At 43.0% G+C, this 17,729-nt stretch carries 17 protein-coding genes; 10 read left to right on the forward strand and 7 right to left on the reverse strand.

Annotation, left to right across the window (positions count from 1 at the left end; genetic code table 11):
- Positions 1-179: 179 nt before the first annotated feature.
- From aroE to ribA, 4 genes are all read right to left on the reverse strand, one after another.
- Positions 180-968 (reverse strand): shikimate dehydrogenase, encoded by a 789-nt coding sequence (gene aroE, locus ACU0NF_RS01855; RefSeq protein ID WP_445659952.1) that lies wholly within the window; start codon positions 966-968, stop codon positions 180-182.
- Positions 969-1,152: 184 nt separating this feature from the next.
- Positions 1,153-1,359 carry a hypothetical protein gene (locus tag ACU0NF_RS01860; RefSeq protein ID WP_445659953.1) on the reverse strand — a complete coding sequence of 69 codons (207 nt, stop codon included), beginning with the start codon at positions 1,357-1,359 and terminating at the stop codon, positions 1,153-1,155.
- A gap of 305 nt (positions 1,360-1,664) precedes the next feature.
- A complete protein-coding gene (gene hemF, locus ACU0NF_RS01865; RefSeq protein WP_445659954.1) occupies positions 1,665-2,606 on the reverse strand; it encodes an oxygen-dependent coproporphyrinogen oxidase in 942 nt (313 codons plus the stop codon).
- A 131-nt stretch (positions 2,607-2,737) separates the two neighbouring features.
- Positions 2,738-3,340, reverse strand: coding sequence for a GTP cyclohydrolase II (gene ribA, locus ACU0NF_RS01870; protein ID WP_445659955.1), 603 nt, complete (start codon positions 3,338-3,340; stop codon positions 2,738-2,740).
- Positions 3,341-3,652: 312 nt separating this feature from the next.
- On the opposite strand from ribA, the gene dxs reads away from it, so the two are divergent.
- From dxs to ACU0NF_RS01910, 8 genes are all read left to right on the forward strand, one after another.
- Positions 3,653-5,563 carry a 1-deoxy-D-xylulose-5-phosphate synthase gene (gene dxs / locus ACU0NF_RS01875; protein WP_445659956.1) on the forward strand — a complete coding sequence of 637 codons (1,911 nt, stop codon included), beginning with the start codon at positions 3,653-3,655 and terminating at the stop codon, positions 5,561-5,563.
- A gap of 112 nt (positions 5,564-5,675) precedes the next feature.
- The gene (locus tag ACU0NF_RS01880) at positions 5,676-6,506 is read left to right on the forward strand and encodes an inositol monophosphatase family protein (RefSeq protein ID WP_131268274.1); all 831 of its coding nucleotides are present in this window, start codon (positions 5,676-5,678) and stop codon (positions 6,504-6,506) included.
- A 549-nt stretch (positions 6,507-7,055) separates the two neighbouring features.
- Complete coding sequence (locus ACU0NF_RS01885) at positions 7,056-8,912, forward strand: DEAD/DEAH box helicase (RefSeq protein WP_445659957.1); 1,857 nt, start codon at positions 7,056-7,058, stop codon at positions 8,910-8,912.
- Positions 8,913-9,314: 402 nt separating this feature from the next.
- Entirely contained in the window at positions 9,315-10,133 is an 819-nt protein-coding gene (locus ACU0NF_RS01890; protein ID WP_445659958.1) for an ABC transporter ATP-binding protein, read from the forward strand.
- On the forward strand, positions 10,130-10,909 hold the full coding sequence (gene mlaE / locus ACU0NF_RS01895; protein WP_171537079.1) for a lipid asymmetry maintenance ABC transporter permease subunit MlaE: 780 nt from the start codon (positions 10,130-10,132) through the stop codon (positions 10,907-10,909). The genes ACU0NF_RS01890 and mlaE overlap by 4 nt, the downstream gene beginning before the upstream one ends.
- On the forward strand, positions 10,906-11,574 hold the full coding sequence (gene mlaD, locus ACU0NF_RS01900) for an outer membrane lipid asymmetry maintenance protein MlaD (protein WP_445659959.1): 669 nt from the start codon (positions 10,906-10,908) through the stop codon (positions 11,572-11,574). Before mlaE ends, mlaD begins: the two co-directional genes overlap by 4 nt.
- Before the next feature lie 17 nt (positions 11,575-11,591).
- Positions 11,592-12,224, forward strand: coding sequence for an MlaC/ttg2D family ABC transporter substrate-binding protein (locus tag ACU0NF_RS01905; RefSeq protein ID WP_445659960.1), 633 nt, complete (start codon positions 11,592-11,594; stop codon positions 12,222-12,224).
- Between the two features lie 15 nt (positions 12,225-12,239).
- Positions 12,240-12,530, forward strand: coding sequence for an STAS domain-containing protein (locus ACU0NF_RS01910; protein ID WP_445659961.1), 291 nt, complete (start codon positions 12,240-12,242; stop codon positions 12,528-12,530).
- A 114-nt stretch (positions 12,531-12,644) separates the two neighbouring features.
- Here the strand turns inward: ACU0NF_RS01910 and ACU0NF_RS01915 are convergent, their stop codons facing one another.
- Positions 12,645-13,658, reverse strand: a complete 1,014-nt coding sequence (locus ACU0NF_RS01915; RefSeq protein ID WP_445659962.1) for a CorA family divalent cation transporter — start codon at positions 13,656-13,658, stop codon at positions 12,645-12,647.
- Positions 13,659-13,807: 149 nt separating this feature from the next.
- Between ACU0NF_RS01915 and ACU0NF_RS01920 the strand changes: the two genes are divergently transcribed.
- Together ACU0NF_RS01920 and ACU0NF_RS01925 are read left to right on the forward strand one after the other, a co-directional pair.
- Complete coding sequence (locus ACU0NF_RS01920) at positions 13,808-14,401, forward strand: LOG family protein (protein WP_445659963.1); 594 nt, start codon at positions 13,808-13,810, stop codon at positions 14,399-14,401.
- A 2-nt stretch (positions 14,402-14,403) separates the two neighbouring features.
- Entirely contained in the window at positions 14,404-14,811 is a 408-nt protein-coding gene (locus tag ACU0NF_RS01925; protein WP_370982890.1) for an NUDIX hydrolase, read from the forward strand.
- Between the two features lie 78 nt (positions 14,812-14,889).
- On the opposite strand, the gene ACU0NF_RS01930 is transcribed toward ACU0NF_RS01925, so the two are convergent.
- Both ACU0NF_RS01930 and recG read right to left on the reverse strand, forming a co-directional pair.
- Entirely contained in the window at positions 14,890-15,522 is a 633-nt protein-coding gene (locus ACU0NF_RS01930; protein WP_445659964.1) for a ComF family protein, read from the reverse strand.
- A gap of 151 nt (positions 15,523-15,673) precedes the next feature.
- A complete protein-coding gene (gene recG / locus ACU0NF_RS01935; RefSeq protein WP_445659965.1) occupies positions 15,674-17,719 on the reverse strand; it encodes an ATP-dependent DNA helicase RecG in 2,046 nt (681 codons plus the stop codon).
- Positions 17,720-17,729 lie beyond the last annotated feature (10 nt).

Here is a 17,729-nt window from a genome sequence, read left to right on the forward strand (position 1 = left end):
TAATTAAATTAGAGTGTTAGTAGATATATCGAATTTTGGATAGGTGAATATTTCAATAATTTCCATGAGTTTCAGTGAATGAATTTTGATGTCATTAAATCCAATTCAAAGACACTTTTCTGGGTAATGTTGAAAAGAAGCAAGTATTTACTTCTTTTCAATCACTTTATTTCAAATTGTTATAGAAAATCTTTCAAGGCAGGCTTTATCCCATTCCAGATCGAGAAAGATTCAATTGCTTGCCCCACCAGCATGCCATAACCTTCTGAGGTTGGAATACCGCGAGCCTTGGCTTGGTCTAAAAAGCTGGACGGTTTGCCATAGGCCATTTCATAGGCCTGTTTAAACTGTAAAGATTCAGGCAAAACCAGGGCATCGCCACTTAGACTGGCAGATGTGGCATTAATGACAAGATCAAACTCACCGGCCAAATCATTTAAAGAAATTGCAGCAAGTGTGGCTTGGGGAACTGCATCTTTTAAATCGGCAACCAGTTGCTCGGCACGGGCAAGGGTGCGATTGGCAATCACGATTTTTTTCACGCCTGCCTGAACCAAAGGGTAGACCACGCCACGTGTTGCACCGCCTGCACCAATAATTAAAAGGTCAGCATTTTCCAGGTTCCAATCCAGAGCCTTAATCGCATCGACAAGACCTTGACCATCAGTATTATCACCATGCAGTTGGCCATCTTGCATCCACAGGGTATTCACCGCTTTGGCAATTTTGGCCCGTTCAGTCAGGACTTGGCATTGTGCAAAGGCTTGTTCCTTAAAAGGCACAGTCACGTTCAGGCCTATGCCACCCTCGGCAAAGAATGTCTTAATGTTGGCCTCAAAACCATCTAGGGGAGCCAGGCGCTTGCTGTAATTCAGGTCAATACCTGTCTTTTGTGCAAAAGCATGATGAAGTTCTGGCGAACGTGACTGTTCGATTGGATGACCAACCACCGCGAATTGTTTGCTCATTTCACAAGGCCCATGTGCGGAAATGGCATTCAATATACGTGATTTTTAACCCGGGCTAAAGTCGGAAGAAGGGATAAAATACGGGCTAAAGTCGGAAGAAGGGATAAAATAAAAGTGAACAAGCTATAAAAGTAATGGGTTAAATTTAAAAAAATTAAAGCGGGCTGAAATAACTGAAATAAAATTAAGGATTACAGATTTCGTGAACCATATCTTCTAGCCACATTGCTGCGGTAAAAAACAGGGCAAATCCTGCAAATACAGTAAACGTAATCGATAAGCTATCGGACAGGGTATTTTCAGATGATAGGGTGATAATGATGGAACACAGGATCATGATGAAAATGGACCAAAACAGAATCACCTTATGATTTAAAATTTTATCTAACATTGTTGACTTCCTGAAGCACGATTTTTTTAATTGATAGGTGCTTTTTAAATATATGTGAATAGTAACTTGAATTTATCAGTTTAAACGATTTTATAAAATCTACAGAGTGTTGTGCTGTAAGGAAATATGTCTGTAGCGTACAGATGAACGAAATAGGATAATTTTTTTTTAATATAAAATATTGATTTGATGGTTTTTATTGCTCTGGATTGGTTGATTTTAAATTCAAGGAAATGGATTAATATAAAAAAATCCCTTTATCCAAAAATGGAAAAAGGGATTAAACATTTTAAAGGTGTTTGTAATTATTGAAGTTCAGTCAACCACTCTTGCGGTTTTAAATAATAGTCAGTCAAGCGTTTTTCAGTCGAATCTTCATTCCATTCCGGACGATACGACCAAGCGGCAAGCGGCGGCATACTGACTAAAATCGATTCAATCCGCCCACCGGTTTGCAGACCAAACAGGGTACCACGGTCATACACCAGATTATATTCCACATAACGACCACGACGGTACAGTTGGAAATCGCGTTGCGCTTTGGTATAGGGCTGATTTTGATGGCGCTGGAAAATGGGCAAGATCGCTTCTAAGTAACCATTACCGACGGCTTGAATATATTTAAAGCAGGTTTCGAAATCCCACTGATTTAAATCATCAAAGAACAATCCACCCACACCACGTTGTTCATCACGATGTTTTAAATAGAAATAGTCGTCACACCAGGTTTTGTGTTCTGCATAAACCGTGTCACCAAATGGCGCGCAAAGATCATGGGCTTTTTGATGCCAGGCCAACACGTCTTGATCATCTGGATAGAAGGGGGTTAAGTCAAAACCGCCACCAAACCACCACACCGGATCTTGTCCTTCAGGCTCTGCCACAAACAAACGCACGTTGGCATGTGAGGTCGGAACATTGGGATTTTTCGGATGAATCACCAAAGACACACCCAAGGCTTGTGCTTTTGCACCGGCAATTTGTGGATGACGTTCAGTTGCAGAGGCAGGCAGTTTGGAAATGTTGATGTGAGAAAACATCACTCCGCCTTTTTCAATCACGGTGCCATTTTGCAAAACGCGTGAACGGCCGCCACCGCCTTCAGGGCGTTCCCAATCATCAATCTCAAAATGAGCAGTGCCGCCGCTCTCTAATTCTCGTTGTTCTAAGCCTGCACAAATACGCGCTTGCAGGTCGAGGAGAAATTCGCGAACGCGTTGAATATCAGCTGAAGTTGGGTTCTGCATAGATGACCTCTATCGCATGATTTTAAGGACTGAATACATCAAAACATAAAGTCATAAAAAAAGTAAGGGATTTTTTAACATCTTGTAAAAAATCCCTGAATACTGTGATTTATAAAGCTTTGTAAGGTGACTTAGAAGTCGCCTTTTTTATACATATGCGCCATGCGTTCATGTTTAGTTTTTAGATATTCTGCATTGAAGGGATTTAAGCCGACAGTGAGGGGAACACGATCGATCACATCAATCCCGAGGTCTTTGAGTGCGGCAATTTTTGAAGGATTGTTGGTCACCAGTTTAACCTGTTTGATCTTTAAATGATCCAGCATTATGGTGCACATGTCATAACGTCGCGCATCTGCAGGCAAATTCAACATCAGGTTGGCATCCACGGTATCATGTCCCTGATCTTGCAGGGCATAGGCGCGAATTTTATTGGTCAGGCCTATACCGCGACCTTCTTGGCGCAAGTATAGAATCACACCTTGACCGATATCGTTAATCAACTTGAGTGTTGCCTGGAGCTGTGGTCCACAATCACATTTCAGTGAGGCAAAGGCATCACCGGTTAAACATTCAGAGTGAATACGAACCAGAACTGGTCCGGTAGGTGGAATATCGAGTCCTTTAGAAAGTGCGACATGTTCTTCACCGGTTTGAGGATCTTGAAATACAGTGATTTTAAATTCACCAAAAGCGGTTGGTAATCTTGAAGTTGCGACAAATTCTATAGGCACTGCTTAACCCGTCAAATAGTTCATTAATTGGCTAAAGTATAGCGTAATGCTTGGACATTGGTAGAATTGCTATGATGAAATTATGCAGAAGATTTTCTTTTTTGTATAAAGCGAACGATAATAGTTGATAAATAGTAAGATTATTCAGGATAATCTCGCTCATGAACAAACACCCAGTGTAGAGAACTGCCTCTAAACTGCATCGCTAGAAATGTGGCTGATTTAAAGGTGATACAATTCGATACTTGCTTGTCTCGAATAACCCATTTACCTAGCTTAGGATTTGCCAGGCTTTAGAAGGCTTTGCCATTTATGTTGTATACAGAAATACCGACTCATCGCCCTGTAACACCGTTGCTGGATGCGATTGATCATCCGCAACAATTACGATTGCTCGAGCGCAGCCAATTAGAAAAAGTGGCGGATGAGTTACGTCAGTACATTTTGTATGCAGCAGGACAAAGTGGCGGACATTTTGGTGCCAATCTTGGCGTGATCGAACTGACCGTGGCTTTGCACTATTGTTTCAATACGCCGCATGACCGTTTAATCTGGGATGTGGGTCACCAGGCTTATCCGCATAAAGCCTTAACCGGTCGCCGTGAGCAATTGACCAGCATTCGTGCCAAAGATGGCTTGGCGGCTTTCCCATCCCGTGAAGAATCAGTATTTGATACTTTTGGTGTCGGTCATTCCTCCACAGCGATTTCTGCCGGTTTGGGTATGGCGCTGGCACGCCGTTATCAAAAAGATCCGTGTGAAGTGGTTTCCATTATTGGTGATGGTGCGATGACTGCGGGGATGGCTTTTGAAGCCATGAACGATGCAGTGGCGCATAATGCTGATTTAATCGTGGTACTGAATGACAATGACATGTCGATTTCATGCAGTACCGGCGGTTTTGCCAAGCACTTGGCCGCCATCTGGGAAAGAGGGCAATCGGTTAATATTTCAGAAACAGGGGAGGCTTTTATTCAGCCGCATCCTGAATGGTTATATAACTCGCGTTTGCACAGTGCAGCAACAGATGCCGCAGATAACTTATTTAAAGCCATTGGTTTTGACTACTTTGGTCCTTTCGACGGACATGATGTCAATCAGCTGGTACAAGTCTTTAATGCACTGAAAAAGCGTAAAGGCCCGCGTTTAATTCATGTCTATACCAAAAAAGGCAAGGGATTTGTGCCTGCAGAAGCAGATCAAATTAAGTATCACGCGATTAGTAAAATAAATTCAATACCTGCAGTCAATACTGCGCCAAAATATTCAGATGTCTTTGGTCAGTGGTTATGTGATGAAGCAGTACAAGATGACCGCTTACTCGCCATTACACCGGCAATGTGTGAAGGTTCGGGCATGGTGCAGTTCGCCAAGCAGTTCCCGGAGCGCTTTTTTGATGTCGCGATTGCTGAACAGCATGCAGTCACCTTGGCTGCCGGTATGGCATGTGAAGGTTTAAAACCGGTTGTTGCCATTTACTCAACCTTCTTGCAGCGTGGTTATGACCAGCTGATTCATGACGTTGCCTTGCAAAATCTGGATGTGACTTTTGGCATCGATCGTGCCGGTTTGGTCGGTGAAGATGGCCCAACCCATGCCGGTGCCTATGACTATGCCTTTATGCGCACTGTACCGAATATGGTGATTATGGCGCCTAAAGACGAAAATGAATGTCGCCAGATGTTACATACGGCTTATCAATACAATGGTCCTGCGGCTGTACGTTATCCGCGTGGCAATGGCGTCGGTGTGGAAATTCAACAACAATTGAATGTATTAGAGATTGGTAAAGCTGAAATTGTGGCCAGTTTTAATGAACAGCAGGATGAACACATTAGTATTCTGGCATTTGGTAGCCGTGTCACTGTGGCAATTGAAGCAGCACAAGCATTGGCACAAGCACATGATGTGGGCGTTCGTGTCGTCAACATGCGCTTTGTGAAGCCTCTAGATGAACAGATGATTGCAGCACTTGCGAGCACCACCAGCTTATTTGTGACGGTTGAAGAACATGCGGTTATGGCAGGTGCGGGTAGTGCGGTAAACGAATATCTGGCTCAAGCACAAATTGTTAAAGCGACTTTAAATTTGGGTTTACCCGATATTTTTATGCACCAGGCTTCACATGCACAAATGTTGCAGCAGGCTGGGCTTGATGCCAAAGGTATTGAAAAATCGATTGAAATGGCTTGGCTAAAGCTTGTGCAAACCGTTTCATCATGATCAATTAAATTTTAGCAACATTTTTTCCCCTAAAAGCCCTCATATTTGCTAAAATGTCAGGGCTTTTATGCATTATTCTTTATCAGTTTCTTAAATTTGTAGTGGGTGTTCAATGGAACCTATGGTGGTTATGGCTGCGCGTGCGGCTCAATTAGTTGGTCAAGAGCTTTTAAAAGCGCATCAAAATCGTCATAAACTCGATCTACAAGTCGAAGAAAAAGGGATTGATGGTCCGGTAACGCGTGTAGATCGTTATTTGGAACAGTTGACTATCGATACTCTACGTAAAAGCTATAAAAACCACAGCTTCCTTGGTGAAGAGTTTGGTATGCAAGAAGGTAATGGTCACGACGCCGACTGGTGTTGGGTGATCGATCCTTTGGACGGTACTTTAAACTTCATTAACGGTTTTCCACATTTCTGTATCTCAATTGCAGTTCAACATAAAGGCGTAACTCAACACGGTGTTATTTATGACCCTGTGAAAGATGAGCTTTTCTCTGCAAGTCGTGGCCGCGGTGCCATGATGAATCAACGTCGTATTCGCGTAAATATTAAAGACAGCCTGGACAATACGTTCGTGGGTGTAGGCCATGCTTACCGTAATAAACGTAACGGTGAAGTGGTTTCTTATGCGAAAAACCATTTTGATTCATTATTAAACGTGACTGAAGCGGGTGCACAATTCCGTCGTTCAGGTTCTGCTGCGTTAGACTTGGCGTATGTTGCTGCCGGTCGTCTTGATGGTTACTTCGAACTTGGCTTGAAACCTTGGGATATCGCTGCAGGCGAGTTACTGGTAAAAGAAGCTGGTGGTACTGTAGTGGATGCACGTGGTGGTGCCGATTCTATGGATAATGGTCAAGTCATTGCTTGCTCTATGAAAATGCTTAAACCTCTAATGCAAGCTGTCGTTCCAGCTTGGGGTGAAGCCGCAAAGTAATACCGATTTAATCGAGTGATATGACAAAGAAAAAGCTCTCCATGTGAGGGCTTTTTTATTGCTCAGGGAATTGATATTCATCTTTAACGCTGGTTTTAATGGCTTTCAGCAAAAATTGATTGAGAAGGGTGAGGGTTAATTCAAAAAACATACGCTTAAAAAATAAACAAAATTAATTTGCAAAATAGACTGTTACTGAAAAAAATAGTATCAATTCCTAATTCAATCGAAAAAAATGATTACTTTTTAAAATTATTCTGTTATTATGCCGCCACGCACTTAATTTTCCGTTCTTTACCTGAACATTATCTTCTAATCATTGTATGCGCGTTCTGTCCATAGAGAGGACATATCCTTCGCGCCCCAATCGCTTAAGCGATTCCCTTCAGGTTTGCGGCCGTAATCATATACGTGCGTTATATCCACATCGTCGTTATTCGGATCGCTGCTGAATCCTTATTTTTCAGCTCTATTTGCTGTGCCGCTTTTTGCCGATGTCCATATTGTAATTTATTAAATGGAGCACCCCCTTCAGGGTGAACACTCTCTATGAGCAAAACTTTTGCTGATTTTTCCCTCGATGAGTCTTTAACACTAGCGATCGAAGGTTTAGGCTTTACTACGCCAACTCCTGTACAAGAACAAGCAATTCCAGCTGCACTAGAAGGTAAAGACCTTTTAGTATCAAGCCAAACAGGTTCTGGTAAAACTGCTGCATTCTTGTTACCTACTTTAAATGGTTTAGCGAATCAAGATACGCTTGTATCATTCAAAGATCGCATGAAAGCGGTGACTCAACCGAATATTCTTGTGATTTCTCCTACTCGTGAATTAGCACAACAAGTATGTCAAGATGCGATTGCATTGGTTCGTCATATGAAAGGTGTTCGTGTTGCTGCGATCATGGGTGGTATGCCTTTCGGTAAACAAATTCAACAATTAAAAGGTGCACAGGTTGTAGTTGCGACTCCAGGTCGTTTACTTGATCTTGTAAACCGTCGTCAACTTAAACTTGACATGGTTGATGCGTTAATCGTCGACGAAGCTGACCGTATGCTTGACTTGGGCTTCTCTGAAGACCTAGAAGCAATTGGCGAATTGGCTGCTAACCGTAAACAAACATTAATGTTCTCTGCAACTTTTGCACCGCGTATTATCACGCTTGCTGAACGCATGATGAATGATCCTATGCGTATTGCGATCGAAACTGGTCACTCTACAAATACAGACATCACTCAAACATTGCATTGGACTGATGGCTTTGAACACAAGAAAAAATTGCTTACTCACTGGTTATCTGATGAATCAGTAGATCAAGCAGTTGTGTTTGCAAGCACTCAAGAAGATACCGACATGTTGGCTGAAGAACTTGCTGAAGCAGGTCTATCAGTTGTAGCACTTCATGGTGCTATGCCACAGACTGTTCGTAACCGTCGTTTACGCAGCATTCGTGAAGGTCGTGCAAAAATCCTAGTTGCTACAGACGTAGCGGCTCGTGGTCTTGACGTACCAACAATTTCACACGTAATCAACTTCGGTTTACCGATGAAAAACGAAGACTATGTACACCGTATCGGTCGTACGGGTCGTGCCGGTCGTACAGGTAATGCAATTACTTTGGCGACTTACCGTGAACGCGGTAAAATCCGTGCGCTTGAAGACTTCCTAGATGCACGTTTAAACGTGTCTGAAATTGAAGGTCTTGAGCCATCTCCACCTCCTGCACGTGGTGCTCGTGATGGCGCTGGTCGCGGTCGTGATGGCGGTCGTGGCGGTTTCGGCGGTGGTCGTGGTCGTGATGGCGGTCGTAGTTTCGGTGGCGGTCGTGGCGGTGATCGTCCACAACGTTCTTTCGATGACAAACCACGTGGCGATCGTCCACAACGTTCTTTCGATGATCGTCCAGCTCCACGTCGTGAAGGCGGTTTCGGTGATCGTCCACAACGTTCTTTCGATGATCGTCCAAAACGTGATTTCGGTGATCGTCCAGCTCCACGTCGTGAAGGCGGTTTTGGTGATCGTCCACAACGTTCTTTCGATGATCGTCCAAAACGTGATTTTGGTGATCGTCCAGCTCCACGTCGCGAAGGCGGTTTCGGTGATCGTCCACAACGTTCGTTTGGTGACAAACCACGTTCGGCTGATGACAACCGTGGTAATCGTGTAGATTACAAACCAGCTCGTGAAGGTGATCGTTCAGCTCCACGTCGTGACTACGGTGATCGTCCAGCTCCACGTCGTGAAGGCGGTTTCGGTGATCGTCCACAACGTTCTTTCAGCGATGATCGTCCTAAGCGTACTTTCGGTGGTGAAGATCGTCCACGTCGTAGCTTTGATGATAAACCACGTGGCGAACGTCCAGCTTTTGGTGGCGAAGACCGTCCACGTCGTAAATTTAACGACTAATTTAATCGTTAAATTTAGATAGAAAAAACCGGTGGAAACACCGGTTTTTTTATGGATTAATCTTTGAACTTATAAGATAAAAATGTATACTCAATCATGTTTTGTTTTAAAATCGTTAAATATGAACAATGAATCTGCTCATTATATTCGGAATTTTAATCCAGAGGTGATTATGCCTTATATTGGTTTGGCCTTATTGTTATGCAATATTGTGTACTTTATCTATAACTCTTTTCTGTAACACAGTGTCCTGTTTTTATACCTGTTATTTATAAAAAATAGAATTACAATTAAATTCATTAGAAAATTCGCTGGATTCGTTGCCTTTTATCTAAAAGTAACATTTTAAACTCTAATCCTTTATAGTATGCATGCTGAAAAAATGTAGGAAAACGCTCAGCTATGAATAATCAAATACCCTCTCAATCTCAGTCTTTGATTGAGATTAAAAATCTGAGCTTTAAACGAGGGGAACGTATCATTTATGACAATGTCAGCCTAACGATTCGTCGTGGTCAGATCACTGCCATTATGGGGCCTTCAGGTACAGGTAAAACCACCTTGCTTCGTCTGATTGGTGGGCAGCTCGTTCCAGACCAAGGACAAGTGCTATTAGATGGAAAAGATATTGCGACAATGTCGCGCTCTGACCTGTTTGCTGCACGGGCGCGTATGGGGATGCTTTTCCAGAGTGGGGCACTGTTTACCGATATGACTACCTATGAAAACGTGGCATTTCCACTTCGGGCCCATACCAAGTTACCTGAACATCTAATCGCTGAAATTGTGGCATTAAAATTAGAGTCTGTGGGTTTGCGCGGGGCAGAACAATTGATGCCGTCCGAACTGTCGGGTGGTATGAACCGTCGTGTCGCATTGGCACGTGCGATTGCACTTGATCCAGAACTGATTATGTACGATGAGCCATTTGCAGGCCAAGATCCAATTGTGATGGGGGTTTTGAGCCGTTTAATCCGCTCGCTACGTGAAGCTCTGGATTTAACCACGATTATTGTCTCGCATGATGTGGCAGAAACCTTATCGATTGCCGATTATATTTATATCGTGGCAGAAGGGAAGATTCAGGGGGAGGGGACGCCTGCTGAACTCAGAGAACATGCTTCACCTTTTGTTCGTCAGTTTCTGACTGGATCAATAGAAGGTCCGGTTGATTATCAATTTAGTCATCAAGCTTATTTAAGTGATGAGGTACGTTCATGAATGCCATTGCCTTATTAGGTAGACGCGTTATTGAACGTGTACGTGGTATAGGTGTGGCAACGGTGATGTTGCTGCAAATTTTATTTTCCATGCCGACTAAACTGGGCGTTTCCCTGTTTATTTATCAAATGCACCGTATTGGGGTCATGTCTTTATTGATCATTGGTGTGTCTGGTTTGTTTATTGGTCTGGTGCTGGGTCTGCAAGGCTACTCCATTTTGGTGAATGTTGGTTCTGAAGCAATGCTCGGAACCATGGTATCACTGACTTTATTGCGTGAACTCGCACCTGTAGTTGCAGCCTTGTTATTTGCAGGGCGTGCCGGTTCAGCACTGACTGCTGAAATTGGCTTAATGAAAGCCACTGAACAGCTGTCCAGTATGGAAATGATTGGTGTCGATCCGCTAAAACGCATTGTGTCGCCACGTTTGTGGGCAGGCATTGTAAGCTTGCCGATGCTGACAGTGATTTTTGCTGCCATTGGTATCTTGGGCGGTAAAATGGTCGGTGTAGATTTTTTAGGTGTTGACGAAGGTTCTTACTGGAGCGGCATGCAAAGTTCAGTTCAGTTTGGGCATGATGTGGTAAATGGCATTATCAAAAGTATTGTTTTTGCCCTGATTTGTACTTGGATTGCGGTGTATCAAGGTTATGCCTGTGAGCCGACATCTGAAGGGATTGCAACATCCACAACACGTACAGTGGTTTATTCGTCATTGTGTGTATTAGGTTTTGATTTCGTGTTGACTGCGGTCATGTTTGGAGGGGTTCAATGAAATCACGTACAAGTGAGCTGACCGTAGGTATTTTTGTCATTATCTTCGGTGTAGCGTTATTTTTCTTAGCCATGAAAGTAAGTGGGTTATCGGGCACCAATTTACGTGATGCTTATGATATGACTGCACAATTTGACAATGTGAATGGTTTAAAACCGCGTGCTAAAGTCACCATGAGTGGTGTAACGATTGGTCGTGTGACTGATATTACCCTTGATCCAGTATCGCGTTTAGCCACTGTTCATTTTGAACTGGATGGTAAGCTGACCTCATTTAACAAAGAACAGCTTCAAACAGTGAAATCCAATGCCTTAGAAGAACTGCGCTATAGCACAGAATATACTGAAGCGGCGCCTGCACAACAAAAAGAAATGGAAAAACAACTTGTAGATAACATGAGCTCCATCACCAGTATTGATGAAGATGCTTATATTATGGTAGCAACCAATGGTTTATTGGGTGAAAAATACTTGAAAGTGGTACCGGGCGGTGGTTTGAACTACGTGAAGCGTGGGGAAAGTATTGCCAATACTCAAGGTACGATGGATCTTGAAGATTTGATTAGTAAATTTATTACTGGTGGTGCAGGTAAATCATCAGAAAAAACGGCAGATGCAAAAACATCAGATGAATCGGCAGATGCAGAAGCATCATTTGTTGAATAATTTGGAGAGGAATTTTAGTGAATACTTTAGTTAAACATACACTTACAGCTAGTGTTTTATCAACAATGATGGCGACTACTGCATTTGCAGCACCAGCAGAAACACCGCCTGTTTTTGTTAAAAAAGTTGCAGATGGCCTGATTTCACGCTTAAAAGCGGATCATGCGAAATTACAGAATAATCCAGCTGCAGTGAAAACGATCGTACGTCAAAATCTTGACCCATATATTGATTCACAATCATTTACCCGTATTGTGATGGGTACCTATGCGACCAATCAATATAGTACGGCTGCTCAGCGTGCACAGTTTGAACGTAACTTCCGTGAAACTTTAATTGAAAACTACGGTAGTGCATTTGCGAAGTTCTCAAATCAGTCTTATAGCCTTCGTCCATACAAAGAAAACAACAGTAAAAACCCTGTGGTGACCATGGACTTTAATAACAAAGGTGAAAAAATTCCTGTATCTTTCCAATTGGTAGATAAAGGGAATCAATGGAAAATCCGCAACATTAATGTTTCGGGCATTGATTTAGGTTTACAGTTCCGCAATCAGTTTGCTGCAACTGTAAAACGTAATGGGGGTAGTCTTGATAAAGCAATTGCAAACTTCCAGCCAGATGCAGAAGCAGCGGTTAATAAAAAATAATTGAGTAGGTGTTCGGTGATTGAAGTCATTAATCAGGAATTGCAGGTTTCTGGAAAAATAGATTATCTAAATGCTGAAAGCTATTACCAGCAGGGTTTGAAACTGATTCAATCTCAAAACCAGTTTCCTGTGGTGGTAAATTTGGCACAGTTGGAGCAGGGTAGTACCTTGGCTTTGGCCGTATTGGTGCGCTGGTTGCGCCAGACTCCGAAAGCACAAGGGATCCAGTTTAAAGCTGTGCCTGAAAAGATGATGAAAATTATTCAAGCCTGTCATTTGCAAAATGATCTGCAATTGATTGCCTGAACACTGAAATATAAAAAAGCACCTTAGGGTGCTTTTTTATTGTCTGCAAATAGGTATTTATCAAATCGGGAGCGTTTCTTGCGCTTCGCTTTGAAGCAGTGCTTCAAAGCTTGCTCAAATCCATTTTTTCCAGCGGAAATAAATTAATGGCCCTATAAAGAAAGCCAGCAAAATAATACCGACCATAATGAAGCTGGTGGTTCCTCTGGCAAAAGGCAGTACATCGGTATTCATCCCATACACACTGGCAACCAGCATGGGTGGCGCGAGCATACTTGGCAAGATCGAGAATCGACGAATCGTATCGTTCTGTTCCGTGTTAATGAATCCAGAGGTGGTATCGAGCAAGAATCGAACCTTTTGGAACAAGAACGCATCATGTTCTACTAAGGAACGCACGTCTTCACTGAGCTCTCGAATATCGGCATCATAAATATGACTGCCCAAAGCACGTGGACGGGATAAGAATGTCAGTACACGGCGTAAATCGATCAGACACAATTGTGCTTTTCCAAGCATGTCTTCTAGCTGTGCCAGACGGGTAATCATGTCATCCAAATCGAGAATTTGCTCACGATGACGGTTATTCAACACTTCAGTTGAATATTTTTCTAAATCTTTATGTACATCTTCCAGAATATCCGCCAGCTCATCCAGTTTGGCTTCGAGCAAACCCAGTAACACCCAGGTGGGGTCCTTATAGTCAATTTCGTAATCATTACGACGTGCACGGGCACGAAAGGCACGGAATGCAACCAGCTTTTCACCCCGTAAAGTAAACAGGTGTTGTTTGTGCAGAATGAAAGCAACGGTTTGTACGGTGGCTAAAATACTCGAATCGTCATCCGTTTCACCATCGACCTGAAAGTTTTTATTTTTCGTTAAAAAGTAGGTGCTGATATGTAAAATACCGTCATCATCACGGTAAAATCGTGCTGATGAGGAAATGTCTTCCAATGATTTTAGCGTGGGTAAATTCTGTTCATAAGCGTCTAATATCCATTGTTGTTCTTCTTGGGAGGGTGCAATTAAATCAATCCACACTAAATCTTGATGAAGATCGAAATCTCCATTAATAGTGGCATCTTCCAAACTACCGCGCTCTGTGGCGTAAAAGGCTTCAAGCATGCTGTCTTTTCCCTGCGCAGTATAGGTTAATCAATGGGTGTATTTTAGACAAGGAATTGAATAAAAACACTGATTGAATCGCTTTTTTATGAAAAAATCTCCTGAATATTTACTTTATTAGTATGACATCTTCAAAACATGGTGAAAAAATGACGAAATCAATCGCAATTTTTTGTGGTTCAGCTGTGGGGACAGATCGCATTTTCTTGGACACTGCACAGAAAATGGGTCAAACCATTGCTCAGCAAGGCAAAACGCTGGTCTATGGTGGTGGTCGTTCCGGTTTGATGGGTATTGTTGCGGATAGTGCCTTGCAGGCAGGTGGGAAAGTCATTGGCGTGATTCCGAGTGCGTTGGTTGACCGTGAGCTTGCACATCCCCATTTAACTGAATTGCATGTGGTTGCGAATATGCATGAGCGCAAAACCAAGATGTCAGAACTGTCCGATGCTTTTATTGCTTTACCGGGTGGGGCTGGAACGTTGGAAGAAATTTTTGAGCAGTGGACTTGGGCACAATTGGGTATTCATTTAAAGCCGTGTGCATTTTTAAATGTGACAGGTTTTTATGATGATCTGTTGAAATTTATCCAGTTGACTACAGTAAAGGGTTTTACCCATGCCCGTTTCACGGACAGCATTATTGCATCGGATTCAATCGAAGAGATTTTGCAGCAATTTGATGCTTTCCAGGCGCCACAACCGAAATGGGGCATGGTCGATCAGCAAGCATTAGTGAAATAAAAATGAAAGTAATTACCGTTGCTGCCGCCATTATTTTAAATGACCAACAAAAGCTTTTAGTGGTTCGTAAGCAGAATACCTCCTGTTTTATGCAGGTGGGTGGCAAGCTTGAACCGAATGAACCCCCTGAACATACTATGCTGCGTGAGATTCAGGAAGAAATTGGTTGTCAGGCATCGATTGAACAATTTGTGGGGCGCTTTGAGACAGCTACAGCCAATGAGCCAGATCATTTATTGGTGAGCTATGTTTATGTAGTGACTTTGGATCATGCGCCAAAAATTGATGCAGAAATTGCAGAGATGAAATGGGTCGATTTAGATGATCAGCAAACCAAACTTGCACCATTGACCACAGAAATTGTGATGCCATGGGTGAAGCAATTTTTGATAGAAAGTTCTATCTCTTAAGTATGTTCGGTATGAGGGTTTAAATTTCGACTGAGCTCTCATGAAATATTGCTGATCTTTTAAAAAATAGAGGAATGATTAAGACTCCGCACTCGCGATGCAGGCTGCATAAATTTTTTGACAACCTAATTCCTCAAGTTTCAGTTTTAAAGCATGGATAGAACTGCCTGTGGTCACCACATCATCGAGAATCAGTACACGTCGATAACGAAGTTTGGATGTAGTGCTAATTTGAAATTGTTGTTCAATATGATCCAGCCTTTCTAATCGGCTTAAGCCTTTTTGTGAATGCTGTTGTAAGCGGGCAATAGGTTGCCATATTGGAATGTTTAGTTGTTGGGCCATGATTTTAGCCAAAACCAATGACTGGTTATAACCGCGTTCTAGCAATCGTTCTGTTGAGATCGGCATCGGGATAATGGCTTGGATTTTTGGTAGCCGAAGTTCGAGTAATGCACCTGCAAGCAAGTTCTGGAAATGCAGTTGCTGCTCGTATTTGAATTTTTGAATAATACGATCAATCGGGTAGCCATAATGACAAGCGACCTGAATATCCATTTCCTGGCGCTGAACCGTACTTTTAGACCACGGCATTTGTTGCCAGCAATCTTTACAGATTGAATGCTGGTGTTGCCGGTCAACTCCACAAAGTACACAAGGTGAAATGCTCTGGATCGCTTTATGCAGTAATGGGTGAATAAATTGCAGCATATTTTTATTCTTCTTTTTATTTGGCGTTCATTTTGCACAGTTTGTATTTAGTTTCAATAATGGCAGCATCCATACCGCCCACGCAATCATAACTATCTGACTAAGCGTGTTATTTTGTACTGGTTATCAAATATATTTTTGAAATGATTCTCTACACATAAGCGTATCGTGGTGCTTCAGGCAGCCAGCGTTTGAGTAAAGCTTTGGCATTCTCTGGATAATCTTTGAGAATTTGCTGTGCCACATAATGTGCCTGATTCAGTAGGTGGTCGTCTCGTTCTAACTTGGCGACTCGAAAACCCATATCACCGGTTTGCTTGGTGCCAAGCAGTTCACCCGGACCACGAATTTCCAGGTCCTTTTCTGCAATTACAAAACCATCATTACTTTCACGTAAAATGCGTAAGCGTTCCTGACCATTTTGCGACAGCGGGCTTTTATAGAGCAGGGCACAGAAACTGGCTGTTGCTCCCCGTCCAACCCGTCCACGCAATTGATGTAATTGAGAAAGTCCTAAGCGTTCAGCATTTTCAATCACCATAATCGAGGCATTAGGAACATCCACACCCACTTCAATTACTGTTGTGGCAATCAGCAGTTGCAGCTGATTGTCTTTAAATTGCTGCATTACCGACTGTTTTTCATCGGCTTTCATTTTGCCGTGTACCAGTCCAATATTGATATGTGGAAAGCGTTCCTTAATTTCCAGATAAGTCGCTTCAGCCGCTTGCGCATCTAGGGTTTCTGATTGTTCTACCAAGGTACAGACCCAATAGGCTTGCTTTCCTTCAGCACAGTTGCTGGCAATCCGACTTAAAACTTCTTCACGACGGTCTAAAGGGATGGTCACGGTTTGAATCGGGGTACGACCGGGAGGAAGTTCATCAATCACCGAAGTATCCAGATCGCCATAAGCAGACATCGCCAGTGTGCGTGGAATCGGGGTAGCGGTCATGACCAGTTGATGTGGTGTCATGCCATTTAAGCCTTTGTTGCGTAAAGCCAAACGCTGATCGACCCCAAAGCGATGCTGTTCATCAATAATCACCAACCCCAGTTTGGCGAATTCAACATTTTCCTGAAACAGGGCATGGGTACCGACCACTAAATTGGCAGTGCCTTGTTTAATACCTTGTTCTGCCGCTGCGCGCGCTTTACCTTTTTGTTTGCCTGAAAGCCAGGATACGGTTAAACCCAAGGGTTCAAACCATTTCTTAAAATTTAAATAATGTTGTTCAGCCAGAATTTCAGTCGGTGCCATCAATGCCACTTGCCAACCTTCCTCTAAGGCATGACATGCTGCAACTCCTGCAACCAAGGTTTTACCTGCACCGACATCGCCCTGAACTAAACGCAGCATAGGTTTGTTTTGTTTTAAATCCTGCACAATTTCTTTGGAGACCCGTTTTTGCGCACCGGTCAGGCTAAAGGGTAAACTGCCTAATAATTGTTTGGCAAAATTTTTACTCGGTGAAAAAGAAGGGGCTTCAATTTGCTGAATATAGGCACGACGTGAAAGCAAACTAATCTGATGTGCGACCAATTCTTCAAAGATTAAGCGCTGCTGGGCAGGGTGTGAGCCTTGTGCCAGTTGCAACATATTGGCATTCAATGGTGGCTCATGGATGTATTCCAGTGCCTGTTTCAGCGCATAGCCATTGGTAAATTTTTCTGGCAATAATTCAGGCAGGTCATCACTATGCTGTTTCAGTGACTGTTTGACATATTCGCGCAGTTTGGCTTGGGTTAAGCCTTCGGTAGCAGGATAAATCGCAGTCAGTTCAGTTTTAGGTAAGGGCGTGTGTTGAGTGATGAGCTGGATTTCAGGATGATACATTTCCAGACCACGTGCACCAACGCGGACTTCACCAAATATGCGTAGTTGATTACCCTGTTTAGCTCGATCAGTCAGGGCCTTATAGACATGGTAAAAACGCAAGGTAACTTTGCCAAAATCATCTTCTAAGAGCACCGCCATGGATTTACGCTTGCCCGGTGGAAAATCTACACCTTTGACCACACCTTCTAGCAAATAGCTGCGCCCCACGGTCAATTGGTTCATGGGGATGATCGTGCTACGATCTTCATAATCACGCGGCAGATGAAACAGCAGATCATCTGTGGTGAAAATATTCAGTTTTTCCAGTAAAGCAGCAGAGGCATTTCCTACCCCTTGCAATTGATGGACTGCAGCCATTTACCCTCAA

The sequence above is a fragment of the Acinetobacter sp. F16 genome (genome assembly GCF_052712855.1).